Genomic DNA, 26,773 nt, shown 5'->3' with positions numbered 1-26,773 from the left:
AGCGTTAATGACCGCATAGCAAAAATTTCGCCATTAAAATATACTAGGCTCGCTGCGAATTTTCATAAATTCGTAATCTTTATAGGCCGTTAAAGCCGCGAGCAAAACGCCAAATATCGCTGCGATATTTGGTGCCGCAAAGCCAAAATCGCCTCCGAGTCAAATTTGATAAAAACGGCGCCAAAGCTAGCAAGATAACACGGCGTAGATCTAGTACGCAGACGCGCTAAACTCTCTCAGGGCAAAAACGGCACTAAAAATTAGCGCGCCGACCGTAGATTTTGCACATTTCTTGTAAATTCACGGCGGGTTTTGGCGTTTGGCGCCATCTTGCCAGGACTACGATTTTTATTAAATTTGCTTGCGTTTTAAATTTTATTGCTAGCGGCTCGGGCGTTTTACGGCATCAAATTTAGCTTTTGATCTCATCGTCAAAAAGCTCGCGAACGTCCACCCAAAAGCTTTCGGGCATAAAAATCGGCGAGTCCAAAATCTCCAGCAAACCGTCCCTAAAAGACAAAAACTCCGCAACTCTTTGGAGTCTGTCAACGGTTTTTAGGCTCATGTCCGCTAGTCGCAGCACCTTTGCAAGCTGCATTTTATCAGCCGTCCACTCGGCAAATGCCAAAAACCGCGAATCGTCCGAAAACATAAAGCACGCCGTAGCCTGCTCGCTAAGCAAAATTTGCTCACTCTCGCCGCTTTGGCTAAATTTTACATTTTCGCTCTCGCTTTCTTCGCGCTTCAAATTTAAACCTTGTGCCTCGGCGTTTGCGTCGCCGTTAAATCCGCTTTGCAAATTTACGCCGCCTCGCAAAAGCTCAGCGCTCGCGTAAAGCCGTAGCTCGCCCAGACTCGGCGCACCCATAGCTATCTCATGACCTTCAAATTCCGCGCTAAATTTACCGTCCGCGCTGCACTCTTTCGCACTGTAATTCCAAGCAGAACCCATTTATTTCCTTTCAAATTTATTTAGCTAAATTTATCCGCGCATTTACCCGCGCCGCCGCATAAAATCTCGCGGTCTCACGACTCAAAATCAAAGCAGTAAAAATCATCCGCCTCGCTCCAAAGCTCTTTGAGCGACTGCCCGTCTATCTGAGGCGCGGCGTAGAGTTCTCGCAGCGTGGCGAAATACCGCTCGCCGCTCGCGTTTGCGCCGGGCTCGTCCGAGCACCTTTGAAACGAGCAGCGATCCGCATAGGCGATGATCATATATTCTGCACCGAGCAGATGAAAACCAAACTCGGGCTCGCCGCCCTGGGCTACGCATTTTAACAGCATTTGCTCTATGGTTCCAAATGAAAATTTGGGCTTTTGACTTCTTTTTAAAATTATTTTGCCGTGTTTTTAAAGGTAGAAAATGCGTAAAATTTGCCGCGTTTTTGGAAGTAAATTTTAAAAATCGGTTCAAATTTAAACACCGATTTAAACATCAAATTTGAGCTAAAATTTGCAGCAAAATCACCGCATCTCAAGGCGCATGAGGTGCATATCCTCGCCGCCCGTGACCTCTAGCTCCTGTGAACCGCAGGCTGGGCAGGTGAAGTCGTTTTCGCTTAGCTCGCCGCTAAAACCGCAGCTTTTACACTCCACGGCGACGTTTTGCACCGCGATAGCAAGTTCGGCATTTTCGCAGATCGTGCCCGTTTTATAAACCTCAAACGCGCTTTCTAGATAGTGAGGCTCGACGCCGCTTAGCCGCCCGATACGCACCTCAAGGCGCACGACCTCTTTTGCGCCGTTTGCAGCGGCGTTTTTCTCGCAGAGCGCGACTAGGCTTTGGACTATGCTTAGTTCGTGCATCGGATTTCCTTGCTTGCGGACGGAGCGGGTTTTATTTGCACGGACGTGCCTAGGGCGTAAATTTGATAAATTTTGCGAGCCCGCTCTCGTGCCGTACAAGCCCAAAAATATTGCGCATTTAAATTTGATCTAGCCATCGCCGCTCCTAGCATATTCTAGGCAACAGCTCGCCCTTTGGCGCTTCTAAAAAGCGCTTCGAGCCGTATGTGTTTTGCAGGATGACGCGGCCGTTTGTAGTACCTAAAATCTCACCGATCAAAGCCGCGTTAGCGTCAAATTTGCGTAAAATCTCAAGCGCACGCGCCTCGTCTTTTTCATCGACGGCTAGCACGAAGGTCCCCTCATTTGCTAGCTCGTAGGGCTCAAAGCCAAACAGCTCGCAAACGCCCGTCACTTCGTCGCTAACCTTGATATCCTCCTCGCGAACGAGGATGTCTAGGCCGCTAAATTTCGCCCATTCGTTTAGCACCGCCGAGAGTCCGCCGCGCGTCGCGTCGCGCATACACATGGGCTTTACGCCGCCTTCTATCAGCGCCTTTACCACGCCTACTAGCGCCTTGCAGTCGCTTTTTAGCTCGCTTTGCAGATCCAGCTCCTCGCGGCTGGCCAGTACTACTGCGCCGTGTCTACCCACGTCGCCAGAGATCAGGATTTTGGCGCCGGCGCGCAGGCTTTTTAGCTCCACGCCCTCGCAGACGATCTCGCCGATACCGCTCGTGTTGATAAAAATTTTATCGCATTTACCGCGCGGCACGACCTTCGTATCGCCGCAGACGATCCGCACGCCGTTTTCGCGAGCGACCGCGGCTAGTGAGCCTAGCACGCGCTCTAGCTCGGCTATTTCCAGCCCCTCCTCAACGATGAGCGCGCAGCTTAGGTACTTTGCCTCAGCACCCACCATAGCTAGGTCGTTTATCGTGCCGCATGCGGCGATCTTGCCGATATCCCCGCCGTTAAAAAATATCGGCGTAACAACGAAACTATCGGTGCTAAAGGCTAGCTTGCCGTTAAATTTAGGCGTCAAATTTGCCGAGTCGCCAGCATTTTTGTCCGCGTGAAAATCGCTGAAATTTAGTATCGCGCTGTCGTTGCTCTCGCGCAAAATTTCATTATCGAATATCCTAAAAATCGTCTCGTTTATGAGCGAGTTCATCTCCTCGCCGCCGCCGCCGTGGCTTAGCATTATCTTGCTCAAATTTGCCTCCTCTTAGCCCGCGCTTTTTACGTCGCCGTATTTGTAATATGCCGCGCACGCGCCCTCGCTAGAGACCATGCACGAACCCACGGGAGTTTTTGGCGTGCAGGCTTTGGCGAAAATTTTGCAGTCAAAAGGCTTTGCTCGCCCGCGTAAAATTTCAGGACAGATACAGGCCTTGCTCTCGCCTTTGCTTTGCACATTGCAGTCAAATTTGACCCTCGCGTCAAGCTCGGCGTACTCGGAGCGCAGCTTCATACCGCTTTGCGCGATCACGCCAAGACCGCGCCATGAGAAGTCGCACGGCTCAAAAAACTCCTCTATGAGCGCCTTTGCTTTTTGATTGCCCTCGCGCGTGACGACTCTAGCGTATTCGTTATAGACCTCGTGCGTGCCTGCGTTTTGCTGGCGAACGAGGTTTAGGATGCCGTCCATCAGATCAAGCGGCTCAAATCCGCTAACCGCGATAGGTTTTTTATACTCGGCCGCGATGCTCTCGTAGATGCCATATCCCGTGATCACGCTCACGTGGCTAGGGCCCAAAAATGCGTCGATCTTGACGTCCTCGTCGTTTAGGATCGCTCGCACAGGTGCGGGGACCGTAACGTGATTTATATGGAAAAAGAGATTTTTTAGCCCGAGTTCTAGCGTTTTTTGGACCAAATTCGCGCTCATAGGCGTCGTCGTCTCAAACCCGATTGCGAAAAATATCACGCTCTTTTCGGGATTTTCGCGCGCGATCTTGATACAGTCTAGCGGGCTATATAACGCCCTGATGTCGCAACCCTCGCCTCGCAGCTTTTGCAGGCTGGTGTTTGAGCCTGGGACTCTCATCATATCGGCTAGAGTGCAGAGAATTACGCCTGGCATCTGGGCTAGCTTGATCGCCTCGTCTATGCGGCTCCTTGGCATCACGCAGACGGGACAGCCCGGGCCGTGGACGAAATTTATATGCTCGCCGACTAGCTGCGGCAGGCCAAATTTCATGATCGAGTGCGTGTGTCCGCCGCAAATTTCCATGATATTTAGCGGTTTTACGCTCTCTTTTTTAATAAGTTTTGAAAGCGCTAAAATAAGCTCTTTATCGCGAAAATCATTGATTAGATTCACGCTTTTTCCTTTGCGTTTGGATCGTTTGTCGCCGCTTGCATAGCGCCTAGCCCGGCGTCGCCTTCGTCCGCACAGATCTGGCCGCTCTCCATATCTTTAGCGATTTGGCGGTAGATTTCGATACTCTCTAGCGCAAATTTCGTATCGATTTTTTCCATCGCGTAGCCGACGTGGATGAGTACGTATTCGCCAACGGCTACGGGCTCGGCGATGAGATCGAGGCTCACGCGGCGACTCACGCCTAGCGTCTCGACGGTAGCGACGTTATCTTCGTCGATCGCGACCACTTTTGACGGTATTGAGAGGCACATTATCTAAGCTCTTTTTTAAATTTTAAGAAATTTAACCACTTCTCCATGCCTTCGCCCGTTTTTGCGTCAAGCTCGATGACGTCGACCTTCGGATTTAGTTTGCGAGCCTCTTTGACGACTTTTTTCACGTCAAATTCAAAATGCGGCAACAGCGAAGTTTTGGTTATCACAATGAGATCGGCGGCGCGAAACATCACGGGGTATTTTGCTACCTTGTCGTCGCCTTCAGGTACCGAGAGCAGCACGACGTTAAAGTGCGAGCCCACGTCGTAGCTAGCCGGGCAAACGAGGTTGCCGACGTTTTCAACGAAAACTATATCAAGGCCCTCTAGCGGCAGATGATGAAGCCCCTCGTGCACCATAAAGGCATCCAGGTGACATGCCTGTCCGGTCGTGATTTGGTGGGCCTTGCCGCCTGCTTTTATTATGCGGTCGGCATCTTGGTTGGTTTCTAGATCGCCCTCGACGACGCCGATTTTAAATTTACCGCTTTTTATCGTAGCTTCTAGTAGCGTTGTCTTGCCGCTACCGGGGCTGCTCATGAGATTTACGCATAAAATCCCGCACTCGTCCAAATGCGCGCGGTTGTGCGCGGCCTCTTCGTCGTTTTGGGATAAAATTTTCGTTATCACTTCGACGGTTTTACTCTCGTTTAGCGCCGGGTGCGCGTGGCCGTGACTATGCTCGTGAGCCGCGCCGTGTCCATGCTGGGCGCCGTGATCGTGAGCGTGCGAGTGTGTCGTGCCGTCTGCATGAGTGTGGGCATGATCGTGCCCGCCCAGCGAGCATCCGCAATCTTTACACATATTGTTTCTCCTTAGCGATTTTTTGGGGTTATTATACTCTTAGATGTTAAAAAATTGCTTTAGTTTCATACCTTGCGGATATTATTTCGTTGCGTTTTATTTATATTTTGAGATTTTTGCGGTAGCGGCGAGGGGGGGGGTAAATTTGACTCAAATTTGAGCCTAGTTAAATTTGACGGCTCGGGCTAAATTTGAGTTCGGGTAAGTCTAGTCAAATTTAGCCCTCCGGCCGCCCATAAATTTAACGCTTGTTAGATTCTGCCGCGTTTGGTTTTTCTAGCACGATATCCTTGATTCGAGCTTTGCCGTTATCCATCACGCTGATGACGGCCGTGGCGTTAAACTCCATCATATCTCGCTCCATCTGCTTTGCGCTTTTGGGAGGCATGAAAAAGGCCTCGATGCCGAAATTTGCGGTATTATAATCAACCCTGCCCGCTAAAAACGTCCCGCCGTTAGGCCGCTCGAAGCTATATCTGTCAAATTTATACCTGCCGTCTTTGTCCTGCTTTAAAACGGCGTAAATTTTAGCGCCGTGCAGCTGCTGCCTTTTGCTTAAATTCGAGTCTCTTTTATCCAGCTCGTAAATGCCTGTAAAGCCGTAACTAAGGCGCACGTAGTCGCCGCGAAACATATCGCGCGGATCGTAAAGCGTGGTTTGCAGCAAGATCTCTTTGCCAAAATATATCGGCGCGTACGCATACGCAAGCATCGCGATCACGGCTAAAATTTGAAATACCGCGGCGGCAAAAATCAGCTTTAGTTTCATTTCGCGCTCCTTTTTTTAGAGATCCTAGATACCCCGAGCACCACGAGCGCAAATACCAAAAACAGCGCGCTAGCACTGACGTAATCGCCAACCAGATCCACATATCGCACGAACGCCACCCAAAAAATGAGCGTAATGCCGAATTTCATGTTATTTTGCTTGATAAGAGAGACCGCGACGCAAACGCCGATGAGCGAAAACACGCCCTCCTCGTAGCCCGCAAGCGCGTCTAAGATAAAAGGCAGCGCGACCAAAAGCGCTCCGACTATTGCGGCGGCGTATTTTTTAAAGTAAAACGCAAGCCCCAAAGAGGCCCCGCAAAAAGCCACAAACAGCGCTCCAAACACGCTTTTTAAAAACGTAACGCCGTTTAAAACATACTCGTAGTTCTGGGCGCCGTAAGACCACGGACGCGAGAAATGCAAATCCTCGTAAAGCGACATATCAAAACACAAGATGCCAGCGCCGCAGACGATACCGATGTTTTTAAGGTAAAACGCGAGTTCAAATTTACCCGCCCTCTCAAGCAAAAACGAGGCGCAAACGGCGAGCAAGCAGTAGCTAAGCGCAAAAAAATGAACGGCGTAAAACGCGTCGTCCACGCGCAAATCAGCTAGGAAATACCGCTCGTAAAGCACGAAAGAGACGATATAAGCAAACACGCTCGCAAAAAGCGCGCCCGTAAGTAGACGCGAATCATCGCGCCAAAGCACCGCAGCCGAAGTTATGATAAACAGCAAAAATCCGTGCGAAACACCGCTAAACTCAAACTCCATCAAAAACCAAATAAGCCCCAAAACAAGAGCTTGCAATGCGATGATGGACTTGCGCGTCGCAAGCGCTAGCGCCAAAGCTCCGACCGCCCACAGCAGCACTCCGTCAGGCATATGCTCGCCTAGGTGGTAAATTTGCGCGACTAAAACGATCGCCGCGCCGTAGCAGAAATTACCCAGAAAAAACAGCGTCGTAGCCTGCGTCTCTTTGCCGTTTTTCTGCGCCCAAACTCCGCTAAAATTTACCGCCGCGAGTATGCCAAGCACGATGATTAGCCTCACGGCGCGCGGCAGCTCCTCCCAGTTTGCGCCCACAAGCGTAAATAGCGAAAGCGCCAAAAACAGATACGCAATGAGCTTTAAAATAAAGCTTCGTCGCTCGTTTGCGCCCGATAAATCTATATCGTATCTAGCTGCTATCTTGCGCGCCACCTCGTCGCTTATCAGCCCGTCTTCTCGCCACTTAGCAAGCTCGTCAGCGAGAAAATTTTTATGAAATATCATCATTTTTCTACTCCACGCATTTCATTATCCTATGTCGTCCAGCCCGGTAGAGCACCGTATAGCCCGTAGCGCCCGAGATCACCGATGCGATTAGTACCGCGAGCTTATCGGCGTACGCGAACTCGTACGTGTCGTGATAGGAGAGCGAATTTATAAAAAGACTCATCGTAAAGCCAATGCCGGTAAGCAAGCAAAGGCCGTAAAACTGAGCCAGATTGCAGTATTTGGGTAGCTTTGCGAGCTTAAATTTGATCGCAAGAAAGCAAAATCCAAACGCCCCAAGCTGCTTGCCTGCAAACAGCCCCAATATGACGCCCAGCGATACGGGGTGAAAAATCTGCTCCACCCCTATGCCTTTTAGCGAGATGCCAGCGTTTACGAAGGCAAACACCGGTAACACGAAAAAGGCGACGTAACCGTGCAAGTCATGCTCGATCTGCTTTAGCATCGAGCCCTCGCCCTCCTTTGCCTTAAGCGGTATGAAAAATGCCGCCACGACGCCAGCTAGCGTCGCATGCACGCCTGATTTTAGCACGCTCACCCAAAGGATAATGCCCAAAATCACGTAGCAGGCTTTTTTATTTACGCCAGCTAAATTTAAGGCTAAAAGCCCCAAAGTAGCCGCTCCGGCAACTATAAACGATACTGCTGAGAGATGTCCGCTGTAAAATATCGCCATTATTAAAATCGCGCAAACGTCGTCGATGATAGAGAGCGTCACGAGAAAAATTTTAAGACTCGCCGGCACTCTTTTGCCAAGTATCATTATAAGTCCCAATGCAAACGCCGTGTCCGTCGCAGTCGGGATCGCCCAGCCTTTTAGCGCAAAAGCATCGGCGTGGTTAAACGCGTAAAAAACGAGCGCGGGCATGACGATACCGCCGGCCGCACCCACGATAGGCAGCACGATCTGAGCGGGATTTCGCATCTCGCCCTCGACTATCTCGCGCTTTAGCTCAAGCCCCAAAAGAAAGAAAAAAACCGCCATGAGCCCGTCATTTACCCACAAAATAAGCGGCTTTTGCAGGCTAAATTCGCCAAAAACCACGCCCATATTTATGCGTAAAAAGGAGTTGTAAAATTCGCTCAAAAAGCCGTTTTGAAATATCATCGCAAAAATCGCGGCAAGGATGAGCAAGATGCCCGAACTAGCCTCGTTTTGGACGAAATTTTTAAAAGAGATATGTTTCAAATTTTAACCTTGAAATAAAAATAGTGATAAATTTGGATAATTTTAGCGTTAAAGAGATAAATGCGTGATAAAAGAGAGGCTTTTGCGGGCAAATTTGATATGGCTTATCAAGCTTGCCCGCATTTTAAACGTTACGAGCGCGGGACGGCAGCCTTGGTTAGTTTTGCAAATTTAACCCCTTTTAGTCCGCCCATTTTTTCGGAAAATTTCTCGATAGCTCCCGCTTTACCGCGCAGTATCAGAGTCTCCAGGCAGTTGTCGTGATCTATATGGACGTGAGTCGTGCAGGCGATGTGCAAATTTGCCTGATGCTCGATGTCCATCATTTTTACGACGAGGTCGTTTTGGTGGTGCAAATAAATGAGCGTCAAAACGCCGATGAGATCCTCGTCCGCGTCTTTCCAGCTGTCATTTACTATTTTTTCCCTAATCAGATCGCGAGTAAACTCGCTTCTCGAAGCATAGCCCTGAGCGCCTATTTTGTTGTCGAGTTCGTCTAATAACTGCTTTGGCAACGAGACACTAAATCTTATGATGTTTTCCACTATCGCCTCCTTAAAGAAATTATTAGTTATTATACATCAGAAAACTTTAATTTAAATTAATGTAAGCGCGATCTGACCGATAGCTACCGAGGAGTCGTTTGAGGAAAAGTTCTTATTTATGTAATACTTCTTACCTTTTTGCTTAAGAATTAAAATTACATTTTCAAGCAGGGCCTTATTTTGAAAAACTCCGCCAGCTAGCAAGACGTCGTTATGCTGTGCGCAAGCCACGTCTGCTACGAGCTTTACTAGCCCTTTTATAAAGCCCGTCGCAGCCGTTTTTGCATCGTCTTTGAGAGCTCTTTTAAAGGCCTCTTTAAAGCAAATTTTGTCACTACTGATTTCAAATTCGTAGCAGACGTCTAAATTTGCGTCGTAAAGCGCCTCTAGGCTCATTCCCGCCTCGCCCTCGTAGCTGATGCTATCAAGCCCGAGGATTACCGCCGCAAACGCGTCAAATATGCGTCCAAGCGAGCTAGTTTTAACGCAGTTTATTTGCTTTTCGTGCAGGATTTTTAGATTTTTTAGCTTAGCGGGCTCAAATTTAGCCAAAAACGCCTCCGCCTCGCTCTCTAAATCATATTTTAAAATCGCGGCATAAGCAATCTGCCAGATATTTTTCACGCTAGCTTCGCCGCCGATCAGCAAAATTTCGTCAAATTTGCAAACCCGCTCATACTCTTTGCCGCGCACTTTCATGATCTCTCCGCCCCAGACGCTCCCGTCCGGGCCGTATCCCGTACCGTCAAAGCAAAAGCCCAGATACTCGCGATTTGCGTCTAAATCGTTTTCTAAAATCACCGATAGCAAATGCGCGTGATGATGCTGGATCTGCGTGATTTTTGAGCCCAAATTCGCAGCATATTCGCGCGCCCATTTCAAATTTAAAAAATGCGGGTGCAAATCAGCCGCTATCTCGTCAAATTTTAACTCGTAAATCTCGCTAAAAAGCTGGATTAGCGCGCAAAACCGCTCATAGGTTGCGACGTTTTTTAGATCGCCGATATACGGGCTTATCATCAGCTCACCGTCCTTAAAGATCGCAAACTGGTTTTTTAGCTCCGCTCCGACGGCTAAAACGGTCTTTTCGCTCTTAAATTTAGTGCGGATAAATTTGGGATGCACGCCGCGGCTCGTGCGGATAAAGATAGTCTCGCCGCCCGCTACAAACGCGATACTATCGTCGCTTGGCGAGTGTATCTCGCGGTCGTTATCTAGGTAAAAATCTATCGCGCCGCCGAGCTTTTCTCGCAGGTCTTTTTCACCATATATGATGGGCTCGCCAGAGACATTGGCCGAGGTAGCGATAACGTCGCCCTCTAGGTACTCAAAAAGCAAAAGATGTACGCCCGTGTATGGCAAAAATATGCCGATTTTATTTAGGCCGGGTGCTAAATTTGAGGGAACCCGCGCGCTAGGCAAGCTTTGCAAAACGACGATCGGTTTTAAATTTGAGCTTAAAAGCTGCTGCTCCTCGGGCGAAATTTGAGCGTATTTTTTAGCGCGCGCGAGGTCTTTACACATCACGGCAAAGGGCTTTTTAGGCCGCTTTTTGCGCTCTCTTAGCAGCCCTACCGTATCCTCCTTTAAACGGCACATCAGATGAAATCCGCCAAGCCCTTTGACGGCTAAAATTTTACCCTCATTTATGAGACGTGCGGCCTGCTTTGCGCTTTCGTTATCCCGTGCTAAAACCCGCCCGAGTTTATCTTTTAAAGCAAGCCTAGGCCCGCAGTTTGGGCATGAGACGGGCTGGGCATGATAGCGGCGATTTAGCGGATTTTTGTATTCGCCGCCGCAAAATTCGCATATCTTAAACGCGTTCATCGTCGTGTTTGCGCGGTCGTAAGGCAGCGACTCGATAATCGAAAACCTCGGGCCGCAGTTGGTGCAGTTGATAAAAGGATAATGATACCTCGGGTCTGCGGGGTCATAAAACTCGCGCTCGCAGTCTGCGCAAAGGGCAAAATCGGGCAAGATAGGCGCGTGCTTTTTGGCCGATTTTGAGGCGACTATCTTAAACTCGTCAAATTTCGCGCCCGCTAGCTCGGTTTTTCTTATCTCGTCGATGCGAGCAAGGCTGGGTAGCTCCTCATGCAGCGCTTTTTCAAATTTTTCTATCTGCTCGTCTCGCCCGCAAAGCGTTAGTTTCACGCCCTCGTCGTCGTTATAAATTTCGCCCGTAAGGCCGAATTTAAGGGCTAGATTATAAACAAAAGGGCGAAAGCCGACGCCTTGGACTAAGCCTGAAATTTCATATTTAAAACATCTCTTCAATCAAAAACTCTTTGCTAAATTTGGCATTTAAGCCTGTTTTTAGATGCTTTAACGTCAAATTTGCAAGCGTTTTGTTCTCAAAAAGCGAACCGCAAAGCAGCGCGTTTTGCACGCTAAAATCCTGCTTTAGCGCGTCTGAAAAATCGCTCAAAAAATACGCTAGCGACTCGGCGTATCCGTAGCTAAGCAGCCTCGCATCGACGCCAGCTAGCCTAAAGCTCATGCCGCTTCTAGCAAATTTAACGACGTCAAAATGCGTTTTATTTAGCATTTTAAAATCGAGCCTAGGCCCTTTTGCGCCGTTAAAATCGCTCGCGTTTTGAAGTAAAATTTCGCCTGCTTTTTGCGCATCGCTATCAAATCCAAGCAGCGCTCCGACCATGCAAAATAGCCCGAAAAAGCCGTTTTGTACGTTTAGTTCGCCGCGCGGCAGGCTAAAGCTTTCGCCGTAATTTTGAAGCAAACTCTTGCCGCTCTCCTCGCGCTTTATCTGCGCGTAAAGCTCGTCAAAGCTCGCGGGCAAGGCGAAATTTAAGACGTTAAAATCATCAAATTTGGGGTAAATTTTAACTTCATCGTCTTTAAACCTGCTTAAAAATATCCTAGCTACCCCGCCCTCTTCGTCAAATTCTTTTTTTGCGAGATTAAAAGCGGCTAGATTTTTATCAGCGGCGCCCTCTATCTCGCTTAAATTTGCGCGCGAATAATAAATCCTAGAGCCGCTAAAAATGTATCCGTTTTCAAGCACGGTAGCCTTAAATGGCGGCTTTTGCGCTTTTAACGCGATAAAATTTACGCCCGCTTTAAAAAGCTTGTCGCAAAGCGCATAGATAAAAATGTCTCTAGCCGCGCAGACATCAAAAAACCTAGGAGAGCTTGGGTGATTGCCGCGGTAAATCGCCGTCGTTTTTAGCGTAACGGCGGGCTTTTCGTAGCTTGCTAAGGCAACCTGCTCGGCTTCGTTTGCGATAAAAATTTTAGGTAAATTTTTAAGGTTTGTCGGCATTAAAAGATTAAAATTTTCGTTTAGTTCGGTAAAATTTGACGCTTCAAATTCGCCGCTAATATCTTTAAATTTAACGCTTTCGCCCGCGCTTAAATTTTTAAAAGCAAACTCCAAAAGCTCGTTAAAATTCGCTTTCGTCACGGGAGTAAATTTACCGTCTATAAAAACGTAAACGTCACTAAAAACGCCGTTTTCGCACTCTTTTAGCTCGCCTTTTAGATAGGCGCTAACGACGCGCGGCGTGATGTTTGAAAGAGTATTCTCAGGCTCGTTTGATTCGCCTTGGGGTAAATTTTCGCTCGCGTAAACCTTTGAGCCGCGTAAAAAGACGCTGTGAGGCAGCGCGCTAGAGAGCAAATCAGAAAATACCAAAAGCTCATCTTGCGAGCCCTGGGCGTAAAGCGCCCTTGAATCTCGCTCCTTTTTAATGCTAAATTTTAAACCGCTTTTTTGCGCGTAAAATTTAAGAAAAAACGCGAAATTTTCGCTCGCGCCGTCAAACTCGTAAGCTAAAATCATATCGCGCCCTTTTTTGAAAACTCTAAAGCGATATCGCAGACGCTAAAATTTGCGATCTTTTCGTAGCTAAATCCAAGACGCGAAAGCTCGTTTAAAAGCGTCTTTTCCATCAAATTTGCCCCCTCTTGCGCCTGCGCGGAGAGCTCAAAGCTCATAGGCTCGATGCGCTTTGGTACGATACCTAAAATTTTCGTCCGCGGCAAATCGCCCGCAAGCTCCATGAGCCGCAAGGTCTCTAGCATCTCAACCTCGTGCGCGGAGCCGTTCCAGGAAATTGTGGGCGGCATCTGCTCGTAACCAAAAAAATACACATCCCCCGTCTCGCTGCCCTCGGCGCTGATACAGTCGGCGACTATCAAAACATCCGCCCAAGCAATAACGGGCGTGAGCGCCATAGCTAGCGTGCCGCCGTCGATAAATCTTAGCTCCAAATTTGCGCCGTCTGCGTTAAATTTGGAGCCGTCGCTACGAGCGAGATCGCCGCTTAAATTTGAGTTCGCGCCATCCAAATTTGTCGAGTCAAATTTATCGTCCAAATTTAAAACGGAGTCAAATTTAGCCCCGTTTTTAGGGCTAAATTTGTAGTTTCGCTCCATCATTTTTACAAAATGCACCCCCACGCCCTCGTCGCCAAACATCACGTTGCCGATACCTAGCACCAAAACGCGCATCAGTGCTCGTCTTTTACGTATTTGTAGCCGCTTACGATGGCGTCCATAGCTCCGTTTTTGCCTTTTACGGCGTTAAATACCGCCATATACACGTGCGCCACGACAAAAACCATGATGATCCACATGCAGATGCGGTGTATCGTGCGGACGTTTGCTAGCCCTCCCATGAGCTCCTCGCACTGTCTCATCGGCTCGTAAAGCAGCCCGCCAAGCCCCTCGTGATAGACGTGTACATAGAGCACGAGGCCCGTTAGGCAGATCAAAAACAGCACTAGATAAAAGAAAAAATACGACGCAAACTGAAGCGGGTTATAAACGCCCTTTAGATGCGGGTGCGGGCCCAAAAACAGATAGTATTTTATCTGCGCTATCCAGACTTTGGGATTAAAAAAATCAACGATACTCACGACCTCTTTACGGCTGTATTTATCAAATATAAATAGGTAGAGTTTGAAAATAAAGCACGCTATCAGGACAAATCCCGCGATCTGATGAGCTGCGCGCCACTTGGCGTTCATAAACAGCACGGGCTGGGTCGTGACCTCGGGACTAACAAAAACATACGATATATAGTATCCGCTCACGACTAAAAATGTGATGGCAAAAAACCTGATCCAGTGCGTCGCTCTAAGCCCGATGGAAAATTCATACTCGCTTTTGCGGTCAAATTTATGCTCGCTCATAGCCGCTCCTTTCACAAATTCGGGTTGATTTTGTATTCGCCCAGCTGCGTGCCGCGCGCATCCATCACGTGTACGGCGCATGCGATACAAGGATCGTAGGAGTGGATCTTACGTATGATCTCAAGCGGCTTGGTTAGATCGGCGATCTTTAGCCCGATGAGGCACTCCTCGTAGCTTCCGCGTACGTTTGCGGCGTCTTTTGGCGAGGCATTCCATGTGCTTGGCACGACTGCTTGCCAGTTGGTTATCACGCCGTCTTTTATGCGGCACCAGTGGCTTAGCGCTCCGCGAGGGGCATTGCCTTGGAAATTTCCCTTATACTCTTTGCCGTTATCTATGACGTACTTTGCGCAGGTTTCTTGATCGGTTTTTAGATTTTCTACTAAACTATTAAAGGCCGTTAGTCCGTGATCGGCTACCAGTTTGGCCTCTAGCATCCTGGTTGCGGTTCTACCCAGCGTAGAAAATACCGCCTCAAGCGGAAGTCCAGAGTCTTTTAAGAATTTATCTACGATCTTTACCACGCGCTCGTTGCCTTTGGCGTAGTTTATCGCGATGCTGGCAAGAGGCCCCACCTGCATCGGTTTGCCCTCATAGCGAGGAGCTTTGATCCAGCTGTATTTGCCTTTTTCGTCAAATACCTTAGTATCTACCTCCTTGCCGTGACCGTCTAGGGTTTTCATATCTTTTAGGCCTGTATAGTTTGGCTCGGTCTGTCCGTCGTACGGATGCAGCGGGGCCGGGTTTTTATACCATGCGCGAGTGGCTTCCTCGGTGATCTTATCGCCGTCTACTTCGTAAACCTTGCTGATATCGCCGTTTAGGATAACTCCGCCTTGGATTAGATACTCGTTTCTACCGACTAAAAACTCATCATAAGCGAACAAATTTGACACGCCAACGTCCTTTAGTACGCTTGGCTCGCTGCCGTAGGCTTTAGCGGCCATGACGAGATCTGGATAATACGCCCTGTTAATAAAATCGGCCGTTTCTTGAAATTTGGTTAGATATTCGCCCAGTCTTGCAGGATCTAGCAAGTCCATGACGCAGGTCACGCCGCCCACAGTTAGGCTTTGGGGATGCGGGTTTTTGGAGCCAAATATCGCCATCATCTGCGCTACCGTCCTTTGTATCCTTAGACACTCTAAATAGTGCGAAAGCACGATCAAATTTTGCTCAGGCGTAAATTTATAGGTCGGATGTCCCCAGTAGGCGTTGGCAAAAGGCCCTAAATTTCCTTTTTTTACGAAGGTTTCGACGCGCTCTTTTACCTCCTTTAGTTTATCTGCGCCGGTCGCATACGGCGTATCGCAGTATTTAAACGCTTCGTCGCTAGCCTTGCGTACGTCCGCGCTTAGAGCCGAAACCACGTCCGCCCAGTCAAGGCCGTGAAGCTGATAAAAATGCACCACGTGATCGTGCATATAAAGGGCGTTATTCATCAGCGTGCGCGTTAGCTGCGCGTTTAGCGGAGGCGTGATACCTAACGCATTCTCGACGGCCATGATGCCCGCGCGGTAGTGCGAAAACGTACAAACGCCGCAAATCCTCTGCATGAAAAATCCCGCATCCCTCGGATCGCGCCCCTTTACGACCTGCTCTATGCCGCGCCAGAGCGTCGAGCCCGAGTAGGCCTCTTTAACTACGTTATTTTCATCTACGACGACCTCTATGCGCAGGTGGCCTTCTATCCTGGTTATCGGGTCTATTACTATTCTTTGCTCGCTCATTTTTACGCCTCCTCCTTGTCTTTAGCAAAAATGCTTATCGCGGCGTGCGCTGCTATACCGATGCCTGCGAGCGCCAGCACTCCGATGCCGATTTTATCGCTGACGTTATCGGCGCCTAGACCCAAAACCGTGTTAAACAACCTATCTGCCATCGGCTCCTCAAAAGGCCCCATCGTATCCCAAAAATCAGGCTCCGAGCAACCTATGCAGCCGTGGCCTGCTTGCACAGGCCAGCTAGTATGCTGATTAAATCTCTCGCGAGAGCAGTTATTAAACGTATATGGGCCTTTGCAGCCGACTTTATAGAGGCAGTAGCCGTTTTTTGCGCCCTCGTCGCCAAAGGTCTGCACGAACTCGCCCGCGTCAAAATGCCCTCTTCGCTCGCAAAGATCGTGAATCCTAAGTCCGTAAGCCCATTTTGGACGGTTAAATACGTCAAGTGCGGGCAAAGTACCGAAAAGTATGTAGTGGAGGACGTTGCCCACGATATTTTTCTCGCTAGGAGGACATCCCGGGACGTTTATAACGGGTTTTGAGGTTACTTTTGATAGGCCTACGGAATTTGACGGATTTGGCTTTGCCGCTTGTATACCGCCAAAGCTCGAACAGGTGCCGATAGCAAATATCGCCGCGGCGTTTTCGCTCGCGTGCTTTGCGTGATGAAGGCCGCTAAGACCCAAAGGACCGACCGTTAGATAGTTTTCCGTATCGCCCGTAGGTATGCCGCCCTCGACTAGCAGGATGTATCTGTCTTTGTATTTTTCGATCGCACTTTCTAGGTTTTCCTCAGCCTGCCAGCCTGCCGCAGCCATCACGGTTTCATGATACTCGAGGCTGATGTAATCAAAAATCAAGCTATCTATACTCGGCGCATCGGTGCGAAGCAAACTCTCGCTACATCCGGTGCACTCGGCCATATGTAGCCATATCACGGGCAGCCTGTCGCTAAGCTCGGCGGCTCTAGCTACGGTCGGCGCCATAGATGCAGGCAGCGCCATAAACGCCGTCATCGCGCCGGCCCACTTCATAAAATCTCGCCTGCTAAATCCGCTTTTCTTTAAAGCTTCGCCGATTGAACCGTTTTTAAAAGTCGGAAGCGTGGCAAGCACGTTAAGCCTCTCGTTTATCCTAACTAGGACGTCATCTTTCATGCTCTCTCCTTTGGTGAAATTTGCATTTTGACATTTTTGATAACAGAGTAAATTTGTCTTTAATCATTATCAAATAGCTTTAAATATTGAAATATTACAACTAAAAATTAAAATTCTATATTTAGTAAAAGTATTAGTTTTTATGATTAAGTATATTATTATTTTAGTGTCATTTTTGCGAGAAAAGTCCTAAAAATAATTAAAGTATAAAAATAGATTTAATAAATCGTTTTTACATTTTGATATTTTAAAATCAAAATCGTCCTATTTCTTAAATTTGCAAATTTATGGCGTCAAATTTTACTCTGGCTGCCTTGCATCTCTAAAATTCGCGCGCTTATTTGCATTATCTGCGCAAAAACAGCCCCCTTTTGCGTCTCGAGCGAGGCCGCCATATCCTTTGCGTATGGATTTTTGCTCGCTTTTATTCGCTTTATCGCGGCTTCAAGCTCTTTTAGCCGTTTTTGTAGTTTTTCTAGCTGTTTTTTTAAGATATCTGCGCTGCTTTCTGCCTCGTTTGCGCCGCTAGGCAAATTTGACGCGCCGCGCAAGATATCGCCCCTATCGCCGCTTTTTAAATTTAGCGCGCCCGCGTTTAAATTTACCGCGCTAGTCGCTGCAGAGCTTTTGCCGACGCTCATCAAATTTGAGTTTAAATTTATGTTTAATTTTACATCCATCGCCGCGCCTTTAAATTTAAAAGTATATCGGCAAATTTGAGTAAATTTTAAGACGCAACCGTAAATTTCACTCTCAAATTTACGGATTTTACTTAGGCTCGGCAAAAACGCCCAAATTTCGCCGAGCCCAAAAGTAAAGCGTCAATTTATTCCTTCGGCGCGATCATATCCTCAGGCACCACCCACGCGTCAAATTCCTCGGCGGTTAGTATGCCCGATTTTATCGCTTCCTCGCGCAGCGTAGTGCCGTTATGATGCGCGGTTTTGGCGATCTTGGCGGCATTTGCGTAGCCGATGTGCGGATTTAGCGCGGTTACTAGCATTAGGCTCTCGTGCAGTAGCTTGTCGATTTTCGCGGCGTTTGCGCTGATGCCGCAAGCGCAGTGTTTTTCAAAGCTGTTCATCGCGTCGCTTAGCAGGCGGATGCTTTGGATGAGGTTGTAGGTAAGCACCGGCTTAAAGACGTTTAGCTCGAAGTTTCCCTGGCTTGCAGCGACGGAAATCGCGACGTGGTTGCCCATCACCTGCGCCGCTACCATCGTGACGGCTTCGCACTGCGTCGGATTTACCTTGCCCGGCATTATCGAGCTTCCCGGCTCGTTTTCGGGGATGTTTATCTCGCCGATACCGCACCTAGGCCCGCTTGCTAGCCAGCGCACGTCGTTTGCGATCTTCATCAAATTTGCCGCCAGACCGTTTAACGCGCCGCTTAAAAACACCTCGGCGTCGTGGCTGGTTAGGCCGTGAAATTTATTCGGATGGGATTTAAATTTAAACGCCGTGCCCGTTAGCGCGTTTAGCTCGTCGCTTACCATCTCGCTAAATTTCGGGTGCGAGTTTAGCCCGGTGCCCACCGCTGTGCCGCCGATAGCAAGCTCCTGCAAAAACGGCACGGTAGCTAGGATCTGCGCCTTGCTCGCCTTTAGCATATGCGCGTAGCCGCTAAATTCCTGTCCTAGCGTGAGCGGCGTGGCGTCTTGCAGGTGAGTGCGGCCGATCTTTACGATCTTTGCAAACTCGGCGGTCTTTTTATCCAGCGTCGCTTCAAGCTTTTCTATCGCGGGCAGTAGTTTTTTTTGAAGCTCTAGCACAAAAGCTATTCGCATCGCCGTAGGATAGGTGTCGTTTGAGCTCTGGCCTTTATTTACGTGATCGTTTGGATGCACGAATTTTGCGTCTTTAGCGTCCAGCGCCGCCTTATCGCGGAAATTTAGCCCCAAAATCTCCATCGCGCGGTTTGAAACGACCTCGTTTAAATTCATATTTGACTGCGTGCCCGAGCCCGTCTGCCACACGACTAAAGGGAAGTTCCCATCCAGCTTGCCGTTTAAAATTTCATCGCACGCCTGCGCGATCGCCTCCGTGCGAGGCTCGTCTAGGCGGCCTAGCTTGCGATTTACCAGAGCGCACGCCTTTTTTAGATAGGCAAAGCCCTCTATGACCTCTTTTGGCATCGTCTCTAGCCCTACTCCGATCTCGAAATTTTCATGGCTGCGCTGTGTCTGCGCACCCCAATATTTATCATTTGGTACCTTTACCTCGCCCATCGTGTCTTTTTCTACTCTATACTCCATGTCTTTATCTCCTTTACTTAAATTAGTATTTGAAATTATATATCAATTATCATAAATTTAATCTTTCGAGATTTTACGCGCAAATTCGATATAATCGCAAAATGAAAAGAGTTTTAGCTAAATTTATCAAATACTTCGCCGCAGTCGCCCTGCTCTGCTTTGTAGCTTTTTTGGTGCTTGACTTCGCCTACCCGCTCGACGTCAAAGCGCTAAAGCGGGAAAATTCGTTCATACTTTTTGACAAAAACGGCCAGATCGTCGCCCTTCGGCCTAGCAGCGACGAAATTTGGAGATTTGAGGCTAAAAACATCCCGCAGACGCTAAAAGATAGCGTTCTTTTGTTTGAGGATAAATTTTTTTACTACCACATCGGTGTAAATCCATTTGCTATGATCCGCGCTGCCGCGCATAATCTCACGCACTCTAACCGCATCGGCGCATCCACGATCACTATGCAAGTCGCGCGCATGATGAAGCGAGAGGAGCGCACCTACGCGAACAAATTTAAAGAGATCTTTACCGCGCTTCAGCTTGAGTGGCACTATAGCAAGGACGAGATTTTAAATTTTTACTTTAATCTCGCTCCCTACGGCGGAAATATCGAGGGTGCGGCGGCTGCGGCGAGGTTTTATTTCGGTAAAGATTTAAGCGAGCTTAGTATCGCCGAGTGCGCGCTTTTAAGCACGATCCCAAAAAATCCAAACGCCAACCGCCTAGATAAAAAATCAAACATCAACGCGCTAAAAAACCGCGTCGCAAAACTGCTTTATAAAGCAGGCGTGATAGATCAAAGCGCTTTTCAAAGGGCGCAAAGGGAGCCTTTTAAAAACAAACGCTACGACGCCGTTTATAAGGCCAGGCACTACGCCGCACAGGCTCTAAAAAACGGCATTACGCACTCAAATTTGGATCTAAATTTGCAAATTTTACTCGAAAACGCGCTAAAAAATACGGCTACCTCGCTAAAATCAAAAGACGCCTATAACGCCGCTGGAATAATAATCGACAACAAAAATATGAGCGTAGCGGCCTACGTGGGCTCGCACGACTGGTACGCTCCGCAGGGGCAAAACGACGGCGTAACGATGAGCAGAAATGTGGGCTCGACGCTAAAGCCGTTTATATTTTCGCTAGGACTTGACGAGGGTTTCATCACGCCAAAAAGCCAGATGATAGATACAGAAATTTTCCTCGGAGAGTACGCGCCTAAAAACTACGACAGCAGGTTTTTTGGTATCATCTCAGCGACCGAGGCGCTGGCACTTAGCCTAAATATCCCGGCCGTTAGCCTAAACAACAAACTGGGCGAAAACTCTCTTTACGAGCTGCTTTCTCACGTGCATTTAGTGAGTTATTCAAAGGAATTTTACGCCGACAGTATCGCGCTTGGAAGTGCGGAGATGAGCCTGCTAAGCTTAGCCCACCTCTACACGATCTACGCAAACGGCGGCGAGCTAAAACCACTTGAAGTCGCGGGCAAGACGATACTAGGCTACGGACGGCTAATCAGCCCGCAAAGCGCGTATCTAACCTCAAAAATGCTCTCAAGCGCGTCAAGAAGCTATCTGGGCGTCGCGTGGCAATACGCAAAAGACACGCCTCAAATCGCCTTTAAAACCGGCACCAGCTACGGCTCGCGCGATATCTATACGATCGGCGTAAATAACGACTACACGGTTGCGGTGTGGTTTGGCAACTTTAACGGCAAAAAGACGCAAAATTTAAGCGGATTTAGCGACGCGTCTCGCACGGTTTTTGACGTCTTTAAACTGCTAGCTCAAAAGCAAAAACTGTCTTTCATGAGCGCGCCAGGCGGCATTGAGAGCAAAAAAACATGCCTTGATGCGTTTAAATTTAAAGAGTGTAGAGATGAAGAGGATGACTGGCAAATAGAGGGCGTTGCACTAAAAGATATCTGCGAGAGTATCAGAGGCGATGAGGTAGGATTTTTACTAAAAAACGGCGCGATTACTCAAGAAGATATCAAAGAGAGTCCTTGTTACTATAAATTTAAAAGCTATAAACCTCTCGTTGCAACGCCGTCAAATAATCAAATTCTGCTAAGCGATGAAAATTTAACTAAAGTTATGCTAAAATGCTACGCTTATATCGGCGATGAGATATATCTCAAGATCGACGAAAACGAGTGGGAAAAAGTAAACAACGCGAGCGAAAATACCTTAAATTTAACACAAGGCAAACATAAGCTCGGGTGTCTGGACGAAAATTCAAATCTAAATGAAATCAATATAGAAATAAGGAGGTTTTAATGCGTTTAAAGCTGGTCGGCTTAAGCCTAAGCTGCATCTTGGTAGCAAATTTAGGCGCCTTTACGCTTGACGGCTCAAGCAGAGCATTAGACGATGGCTCGGTAAGCATTGGCGTAAAATACGCCCAAAACGAACAGTCTCTCATCGGCAAGGTCACGCACAAAAAGATAATCGAGTGTTCGCCCGAGATAACGGGAGCCTTTGAGTATGGATCAGACTCGATTTTCTTTTGCCCTAAAAAGCCTCTTGCAAAAGGCGTAAGCTACTCGTGCAAAAAAGGCGAGAGTAAGGTTAAATTTTACGGCGGAGATTTCGTGCTATCAAACATGATAGAGTACTCCGGAGATACCTTTTTAGCGGTATTTAACGATAATGTTAGCGAGGATGAGTTTGCCGCGAATTTTAAAATTTACGACAAGCAAAATTTGGCCAAGCAAAACATCAAATATAAAATCGTAGCCAAAACGCCTAAAAGTTTTCAGATAAAGTTACTTGAAAGCGGCGACAATTTAGTATTTTCGGTTTCTAAAAACCTCAAAAATACTTCGGGTATAAATTTAGCCGATAGTTTTGAGGTCGTGCAAAAAGTCTCAAATCCAGATGAAAATTTCGTCGATAAGCCAAAAGCCAAGACTATGTTTTTAAACGAAGTCGAAGGCATCAGCCTAGATAACGGCAAACTAGCGGCTAGACTCTATCTTAAAGATTGGATAGATTCTGATAATATTAAAAAATTTATCAAGGTCGATGGCGTAAATAGCTTTGAAGTTGGCGAAATGGAGTATACTAGCCACCAAAACGCCGACGGCGAGTATTACTACTACTATATCGACATTACTAGTAAAGACTTCAAACCGCAGACAACCTACAAAGTCACCTTCTACAAGGGCTTTGGCGACGACTACTCGATGCTACGAGAAAACTCCACCTTTAACGTCGCTTTTGGCGATCTAAAGCCGTTTTTGGAGTTTACAGATAGCGGCACGTATATGTCTAACATGGGCGAGATCGGCATAAAAAGCGTGAACACAAACACCGCTAAAGTCGTCGTCGAAAAGCTAAAAGAGCAAAATTTAAGATACTTTTTAAATTTTACCGAGACTCCTTTGGATAACTACGCCGAGGAAGTAGCTAGCAAAAACTACGAGATCGGTGGCGCTCAAAACGAAATGCAAAAAAGTAAGATCAAGCTTGACTTTGCCGAGGGCGGAGATGGAGTTTATCTAGTCACGGTCTACTACGACAAAGACAAAAGCGTACAAAAAGCGGTCTATCTAACCGATATCGGCCTAAGCATGAAGGTTTCAAAAGACGAGGTGTTTTTATTTGCCAACCGCTTGAGTAAAAACGAAGTGGTCGCAAACGCGGACGTCAAAATTTACTCCACTAAAAACAATCTCATCGCAAGCGGCATCACAAACGACGAAGGCGTATTTAAATTTAATAAAAAAGACATCGGCAAGGACGTCTCAAGCGCAGTTTTAACGCTAGGTAAAGAGCAAAGCTTCATCGCCCTATCGCAGAACAAACGCCTAAACGAGGAGTCAAATTTAGACGCCAAAGATAGAAGCGAAACGTATAGCGCGTATTTGCATTTTGCTAGTAACATCATACGTCCGCAGGAAAACATAAAAGGCGAGATCATCATCAAAAACGCGCTGTTTAAGAGCCTCTCAAACATGCCCGTTAAGCTAAAAATCAGAGATCCGCAAAACAAAGTGATCCTAAATAAAGGCGTAAACACCACCGAGCTTGGCGTGATAAATTTCGACGAGCCGGTAAACTCAGGACTAACCGGAACGTTTAAATTTGAAGTGATCTTTGCAAATAAAATCATCGATAGCTACGACTTTTCAGTCGAGTCATTCACTCCGCAACGCATCAAAAACGAAGTTAAGCTAGATAAGCAAATTTACGCTCTAGACGATCTAATAGACGTAAAACTGCAAAGCAACTACCTTTTTGGCGGAGCGGCGGCTAATCTCGAAGGCGATGTGGCGTTAAATTTATATCAACAAGATTACAAAAACGATAAATTTAAAGAGTATAAATTTAGCAACGGCGAATACGCTGCAAACGGCCTAGATCAGTTTACTAAACCAGTCACTCTAGACAACGAAGGTAAAGGCGCGACTGCGTTTAAGCTACAAAATAAAGGCAAAATCGCAAGCATTTTAAAAGGCACCGCGGTATTTACCATTAACGATGACGGCAAAAACGTAAGTGCTAGCAACGACTTTAGCGTATATCCTTTTGACGTGATGGTCGGCGTCAGAGCAAACGACACCTACATCGACTCAAACTCCAAACTAACGCTAAATTTTGTCAGTGTCGATCCGCTTAAAGACGAGGAGTTAAAAGATAGACAAAAAGCCGTCGAGATCAAAAAAGCGATCTGGGAATACAACTACGACAAAGAAGGCTATCTAAAATGGAACAAACGCTACGAAAAGGTCTTTAGCGATACTCTTAGCGGTAACGAATTCGTTTATGATTTCAATCAAAGCGGCGACTTCATAGTCGTGGTTTCCGATATCCTAAGCGGCCACTCGGCAAATTTAGATATATATGTTAGCGGCTGGGACTACGGCGGCACGTTGCAACCGACAAAAGAGCTAGCTAAAGCCAAAATCAAGCTGAACCAAAAAGTCTATAAAAAAGGCGACTCGCTAAACGTAGACGTTAGCTCTGTGCTAAAAAGCGGTATCGGCATCATCACGGTCGAGTCAGAAAACGTCAAAAAGTATAAAGTCGTAAATATAGAAAACAACGTCGCAAACGCCAAATTTGACCTTGACTTCGATTTTGAGGGACTTTATATAACCGCATCCATTATGCGCGTGGCAGATAACGACGTCTTGCCGTTTAGAACCTACGATAAAGTCTATGCAAAAGCGGATAAATCATACCGAGCGACAAATGTCAGCATCGAAGCGCCGAAAGTCGTCAAGTCAAACTCCAAATTTAAAACTACCGTAAAAACCGAGCCAAATGCGGAGGTTACGCTATTTGCGGTTGATGAAGGCGTGTTACAAGTAACAAATCAAAAGCTAAAGAGTCCGCTTGACTTTTTTGACAAAATTTTAAACGACGGCGTGCTTGACTACGACATCTATGCAAATTTGAGCGGATTTAAAAAAGACGGTAAAGTACTAAGCTTCGGCGGCGACGCGGCAGCTGCTCTCATGGAGATGAGAATGGCTAAATTTGCTAGCCCGGTCGATAAGAAAAACGTCAAAACCTACATCAAAATGCAAACCGCAAAAGCGGGTGCGGACGGCGTAGCGAACTTTGACGTAGAGGTACCTAGCGACTTTAACTCCGAGATAAATTTGGCCGTACTTAGCGTCATCGGCGATAAGCTCGGCTTTAGCGTAAACGCAGTCAAGGTAAAAGACGATATCATCCTAAAACCGACGCAAACGGCGTATTTGATCCAAGGCGATCAGGTAAACTACACGCTAAGAGTGATAAACACGACTAAAGAGCCAAAAACCGTTGCTCTAAGCATAGATACGAACCTAAACGCACAGCTAGCAGTCGATAGCATCGAGCTAAAACCTAACGAAAATGCGAAATTAAATTTCGTCATCGATGCTAACGCTACGGGCAAATCATATATAAATTTCACCGCAAACGACGGCAAAAACGGCTATACATACTCGCAAAAGCTTGACGTCATCCACGCCTATCCGCTTAGCACCTACGCTAAAAATTTCCAGGCTACCGTAGAGAAAACATTTAAGCTTGACAGCGAGTTTAAACGCATCAGGATCGACGCCTCAAGCTCTATAAAAGGCGTACTAAGCGCAAATAGCGACAAGCTCGTAAACTACCCTTACGGATGCGCCGAACAGCGCTCAAGTAAGCTTTTTGAGCTAAATTTCCTAGTGCTTGGCGGAGATGATTCTAAAGAAGCTAAAGCAAAAGAAGCCGATAGAAGAAGATTCGTCGAAGCGGGCATACAAGACGTCGTCAATATGCAAAAAACAGACGGCAGCATCGGCTACTGGAATCAGCTAGGCTACACGAACAACTTTGCTTCTATCTACTCTATCGATATGCTGTTTGCGCTTGAAAAATCAGGCTTTGCGCTTGATAGCCACGTAAAAAATAAAGCGATCGACTGGTTAAGGGCGTTTGGTAGCAACGACAACTTCCAAGCTCTTTACGCAGCCTACGTCCTAAGCACGCAAAAGAAACTCGATAGATCAAAGCTAAATGCTCTATACGATCAAAAGAGATACCAAGGCAGCGCCCTTGAGGGCTACTTGATGGCTGCGATCCTCAAAAACGAGGGACTAAATAAAGAAAGCGAAAAAGTACTAAAAGAGCTAAATAAATCGACCTATAACCGCGAAAAAGAGCTAGCAGATAACTTCGGTTCAGAGATCAGAAACAAGGCCTTTATGCTGCTTTTACACGCTAATCACTTTGAGAAAAACGCATTTAGCGACGAGCTAGCCGACTACCTGATCGCTCGCGTCGATAAGCTACATTCGACGCAGGAGCGCGCATTTACGCTAAGAGCGCTAAGAGCCTATATTAAAGACGTCTCAAGCGAGAACAAATTTAAGCTTATCGCCGACGGACACGATCTAAATTTCGACGGCCGCGGAGCTATCAACATCGCTCCTAAAAAGCCTGAGATTACTATCGTACCTGAAAACGGCGCAGCCGTGTATCTAGGCGTTAGCGCGTCAGGCTATAAAAAGCTAGACGTAAATCACAAATTTGACAAGAAGGGGCTTGATATCTATAGAACCTTCGTCGGCAAAGACGGCAAAGAGATCGATATCAACGCGCTTAAGGTAAACGATATCATCTACTCTAAGCTATCGCTAAAAACGAATGAGTTTATCAGAAACGGCGTGATAAACGAAACGATCAGCCCTTGCCTTGAGGTGGTAAACGAAAACATCGTACCTAACGTTAGAACGGAAGCTACGAAAAACTCTTTAACACTCGAGCATCAAAATATCGAGGACGACAGAGTTTTGAGCTTTTATAGCTTGGACGCTAGCAAGGATGCTCACGTGCTTTATACGCCTCTTCGCGTCGTCATGAGCGGTAAATGCATGCTGCCTGCGGTCATCACGGAAAACATGTACGACGAGAGCATGAGCGACTACGATCTAGCTCAGCACGAATTTATCGTCAAATAATCCTTTTGCGAAGCGGTTTTTTAGCCGCTTCGCTTT

Annotated in this window: 21 protein-coding genes; 2 read left to right on the top strand and 19 right to left on the bottom strand. The window is 47.3% G+C overall.

All coding sequences use genetic code 11. From position 1 onward, the window contains the following. Nucleotides 1-412: 412 nt before the first annotated feature. The 19 genes from CSHOW_RS04735 to fumC all read right to left on the bottom strand — a co-directional run bounded on the left by CSHOW_RS04735 (nucleotide 413) and on the right by fumC (nucleotide 19,302). On the bottom strand, nucleotides 413-952 hold the full coding sequence (locus tag CSHOW_RS04735; RefSeq protein WP_002947920.1) for a hypothetical protein: 540 nt from the start codon (nucleotides 950-952) through the stop codon (nucleotides 413-415). Nucleotides 953-1,026: 74 nt separating this feature from the next. Continuing rightward, complete coding sequence (locus CSHOW_RS04730) at nucleotides 1,027-1,284, bottom strand: hypothetical protein (RefSeq protein WP_002947921.1); 258 nt, start codon at nucleotides 1,282-1,284, stop codon at nucleotides 1,027-1,029. Between the two features lie 180 nt (nucleotides 1,285-1,464). Further along, nucleotides 1,465-1,806 carry a hydrogenase maturation nickel metallochaperone HypA gene (hypA, locus tag CSHOW_RS04725; RefSeq protein ID WP_002947927.1) on the bottom strand — a complete coding sequence of 114 codons (342 nt, stop codon included), beginning with the start codon at nucleotides 1,804-1,806 and terminating at the stop codon, nucleotides 1,465-1,467. A 145-nt stretch (nucleotides 1,807-1,951) separates the two neighbouring features. Continuing rightward, entirely contained in the window at nucleotides 1,952-3,001 is a 1,050-nt protein-coding gene (gene hypE, locus CSHOW_RS04720; protein WP_002947931.1) for a hydrogenase expression/formation protein HypE, read from the bottom strand. Nucleotides 3,002-3,013: 12 nt separating this feature from the next. Then, the gene (gene hypD, locus CSHOW_RS04715) at nucleotides 3,014-4,111 is read right to left on the bottom strand and encodes a hydrogenase formation protein HypD (RefSeq protein WP_002947933.1); all 1,098 of its coding nucleotides are present in this window, start codon (nucleotides 4,109-4,111) and stop codon (nucleotides 3,014-3,016) included. Next, nucleotides 4,108-4,422 (bottom strand): HypC/HybG/HupF family hydrogenase formation chaperone, encoded by a 315-nt coding sequence (locus CSHOW_RS04710; protein WP_002947936.1) that lies wholly within the window; start codon nucleotides 4,420-4,422, stop codon nucleotides 4,108-4,110. Before CSHOW_RS04710 ends, hypD begins: the two co-directional genes overlap by 4 nt. Beyond that, on the bottom strand, nucleotides 4,422-5,228 hold the full coding sequence (hypB, locus tag CSHOW_RS04705; protein ID WP_002947938.1) for a hydrogenase nickel incorporation protein HypB: 807 nt from the start codon (nucleotides 5,226-5,228) through the stop codon (nucleotides 4,422-4,424). Before hypB ends, CSHOW_RS04710 begins: the two co-directional genes overlap by 1 nt. A gap of 241 nt (nucleotides 5,229-5,469) precedes the next feature. Next, on the bottom strand, nucleotides 5,470-5,997 hold the full coding sequence (locus CSHOW_RS04700; RefSeq protein WP_002947942.1) for a GDYXXLXY domain-containing protein: 528 nt from the start codon (nucleotides 5,995-5,997) through the stop codon (nucleotides 5,470-5,472). Next, nucleotides 5,994-7,277, bottom strand: coding sequence for a DUF2157 domain-containing protein (locus tag CSHOW_RS04695; RefSeq protein WP_002947943.1), 1,284 nt, complete (start codon nucleotides 7,275-7,277; stop codon nucleotides 5,994-5,996). Before CSHOW_RS04695 ends, CSHOW_RS04700 begins: the two co-directional genes overlap by 4 nt. 4 nt (nucleotides 7,278-7,281) lie before the next feature. Beyond that, entirely contained in the window at nucleotides 7,282-8,466 is a 1,185-nt protein-coding gene (gene nhaA / locus CSHOW_RS04690; protein ID WP_002947944.1) for a Na+/H+ antiporter NhaA, read from the bottom strand. Nucleotides 8,467-8,597: 131 nt separating this feature from the next. Beyond that, nucleotides 8,598-9,011 (bottom strand): nickel-responsive transcriptional regulator NikR, encoded by a 414-nt coding sequence (gene nikR, locus CSHOW_RS04685; protein WP_002947945.1) that lies wholly within the window; start codon nucleotides 9,009-9,011, stop codon nucleotides 8,598-8,600. 51 nt (nucleotides 9,012-9,062) lie between these two features. Further along, the gene (hypF, locus tag CSHOW_RS04680) at nucleotides 9,063-11,288 is read right to left on the bottom strand and encodes a carbamoyltransferase HypF (RefSeq protein WP_002947946.1); all 2,226 of its coding nucleotides are present in this window, start codon (nucleotides 11,286-11,288) and stop codon (nucleotides 9,063-9,065) included. Then, nucleotides 11,272-12,813, bottom strand: a complete 1,542-nt coding sequence (locus CSHOW_RS04675; protein WP_002947947.1) for a hypothetical protein — start codon at nucleotides 12,811-12,813, stop codon at nucleotides 11,272-11,274. Before CSHOW_RS04675 ends, hypF begins: the two co-directional genes overlap by 17 nt. Further along, nucleotides 12,810-13,484, bottom strand: a complete 675-nt coding sequence (locus tag CSHOW_RS04670; protein ID WP_002947948.1) for a HyaD/HybD family hydrogenase maturation endopeptidase — start codon at nucleotides 13,482-13,484, stop codon at nucleotides 12,810-12,812. Before CSHOW_RS04670 ends, CSHOW_RS04675 begins: the two co-directional genes overlap by 4 nt. Beyond that, nucleotides 13,484-14,167 (bottom strand): Ni/Fe-hydrogenase, b-type cytochrome subunit, encoded by a 684-nt coding sequence (gene cybH, locus CSHOW_RS04665; protein ID WP_002947950.1) that lies wholly within the window; start codon nucleotides 14,165-14,167, stop codon nucleotides 13,484-13,486. Before cybH ends, CSHOW_RS04670 begins: the two co-directional genes overlap by 1 nt. Nucleotides 14,168-14,178: 11 nt before the next feature. After that, nucleotides 14,179-15,897 carry a nickel-dependent hydrogenase large subunit gene (locus CSHOW_RS04660; RefSeq protein ID WP_002947952.1) on the bottom strand — a complete coding sequence of 573 codons (1,719 nt, stop codon included), beginning with the start codon at nucleotides 15,895-15,897 and terminating at the stop codon, nucleotides 14,179-14,181. Nucleotides 15,898-15,899: 2 nt separating this feature from the next. Continuing rightward, complete coding sequence (locus CSHOW_RS04655; protein WP_002947953.1) at nucleotides 15,900-17,048, bottom strand: hydrogenase small subunit; 1,149 nt, start codon at nucleotides 17,046-17,048, stop codon at nucleotides 15,900-15,902. A 293-nt stretch (nucleotides 17,049-17,341) separates the two neighbouring features. Further along, nucleotides 17,342-17,728, bottom strand: coding sequence for a hypothetical protein (locus tag CSHOW_RS04650; protein ID WP_100066927.1), 387 nt, complete (start codon nucleotides 17,726-17,728; stop codon nucleotides 17,342-17,344). 146 nt (nucleotides 17,729-17,874) lie between these two features. Next, a complete protein-coding gene (fumC, locus tag CSHOW_RS04645) occupies nucleotides 17,875-19,302 on the bottom strand; it encodes a class II fumarate hydratase (protein ID WP_002947961.1) in 1,428 nt (475 codons plus the stop codon). Nucleotides 19,303-19,403: 101 nt separating this feature from the next. Here fumC and pbpC point away from each other — a divergent pair, with 101 nt between their 5' ends. Both pbpC and CSHOW_RS04635 read left to right on the top strand, forming a co-directional pair. Beyond that, nucleotides 19,404-21,572, top strand: coding sequence for a penicillin-binding protein 1C (pbpC, locus tag CSHOW_RS04640; protein WP_039895156.1), 2,169 nt, complete (start codon nucleotides 19,404-19,406; stop codon nucleotides 21,570-21,572). Next, nucleotides 21,572-26,737: an alpha-2-macroglobulin family protein gene (locus tag CSHOW_RS04635; RefSeq protein WP_002947964.1), complete on the top strand. Its 5,166-nt coding sequence runs from the start codon at nucleotides 21,572-21,574 to the stop codon at nucleotides 26,735-26,737. Before pbpC ends, CSHOW_RS04635 begins: the two co-directional genes overlap by 1 nt. Nucleotides 26,738-26,773 lie beyond the last annotated feature (36 nt).

Origin of the sequence: Campylobacter showae (assembly GCF_004803815.1) — a bacterium.
GTDB classification, from domain to species: Bacteria; Campylobacterota; Campylobacteria; order Campylobacterales; family Campylobacteraceae; genus Campylobacter_A; species Campylobacter_A showae.
The sequence above is the reverse complement of the archived record's forward strand: the minus strand, read 5'-3'. Positions and strand labels throughout refer to the sequence as shown.

Bases quoted from the DNA above. Each gene is read 5' to 3' on its own strand.
- CSHOW_RS04655 (WP_002947953.1), bottom strand. From the start codon at position 17,048: ATGAAAGATGACGTCCTAGTTAGGATAAACGAGAGGCTTAACGTGCTT.
- CSHOW_RS04735 (WP_002947920.1), bottom strand. From the start codon at position 952: ATGGGTTCTGCTTGGAATTACAGTGCGAAAGAGTGCAGCGCGGACGGT.
- CSHOW_RS04730 (WP_002947921.1), bottom strand. From the start codon at position 1,284: ATGCTGTTAAAATGCGTAGCCCAGGGCGGCGAGCCCGAGTTTGGTTTT.
- CSHOW_RS04700 (WP_002947942.1), bottom strand. From the start codon at position 5,997: ATGAAACTAAAGCTGATTTTTGCCGCCGCGGTATTTCAAATTTTAGCC.
- CSHOW_RS04670 (WP_002947948.1), bottom strand. From the start codon at position 13,484: ATGCGCGTTTTGGTGCTAGGTATCGGCAACGTGATGTTTGGCGACGAG.
- CSHOW_RS04660 (WP_002947952.1), bottom strand. From the start codon at position 15,897: ATGAGCGAGCAAAGAATAGTAATAGACCCGATAACCAGGATAGAAGGC.
- CSHOW_RS04675 (WP_002947947.1), bottom strand. From the start codon at position 12,813: ATGATTTTAGCTTACGAGTTTGACGGCGCGAGCGAAAATTTCGCGTTT.
- CSHOW_RS04695 (WP_002947943.1), bottom strand. From the start codon at position 7,277: ATGATGATATTTCATAAAAATTTTCTCGCTGACGAGCTTGCTAAGTGG.
- CSHOW_RS04650 (WP_100066927.1), bottom strand. From the start codon at position 17,728: ATGGATGTAAAATTAAACATAAATTTAAACTCAAATTTGATGAGCGTC.
- cybH (WP_002947950.1), bottom strand. From the start codon at position 14,167: ATGAGCGAGCATAAATTTGACCGCAAAAGCGAGTATGAATTTTCCATC.
- CSHOW_RS04635 (WP_002947964.1), top strand. From the start codon at position 21,572: ATGCGTTTAAAGCTGGTCGGCTTAAGCCTAAGCTGCATCTTGGTAGCA.
- hypB (WP_002947938.1), bottom strand. From the start codon at position 5,228: ATGTGTAAAGATTGCGGATGCTCGCTGGGCGGGCACGATCATGCCCAC.
- fumC (WP_002947961.1), bottom strand. From the start codon at position 19,302: ATGGAGTATAGAGTAGAAAAAGACACGATGGGCGAGGTAAAGGTACCA.
- CSHOW_RS04710 (WP_002947936.1), bottom strand. From the start codon at position 4,422: ATGTGCCTCTCAATACCGTCAAAAGTGGTCGCGATCGACGAAGATAAC.
- hypA (WP_002947927.1), bottom strand. From the start codon at position 1,806: ATGCACGAACTAAGCATAGTCCAAAGCCTAGTCGCGCTCTGCGAGAAA.
- pbpC (WP_039895156.1), top strand. From the start codon at position 19,404: ATGAAAAGAGTTTTAGCTAAATTTATCAAATACTTCGCCGCAGTCGCC.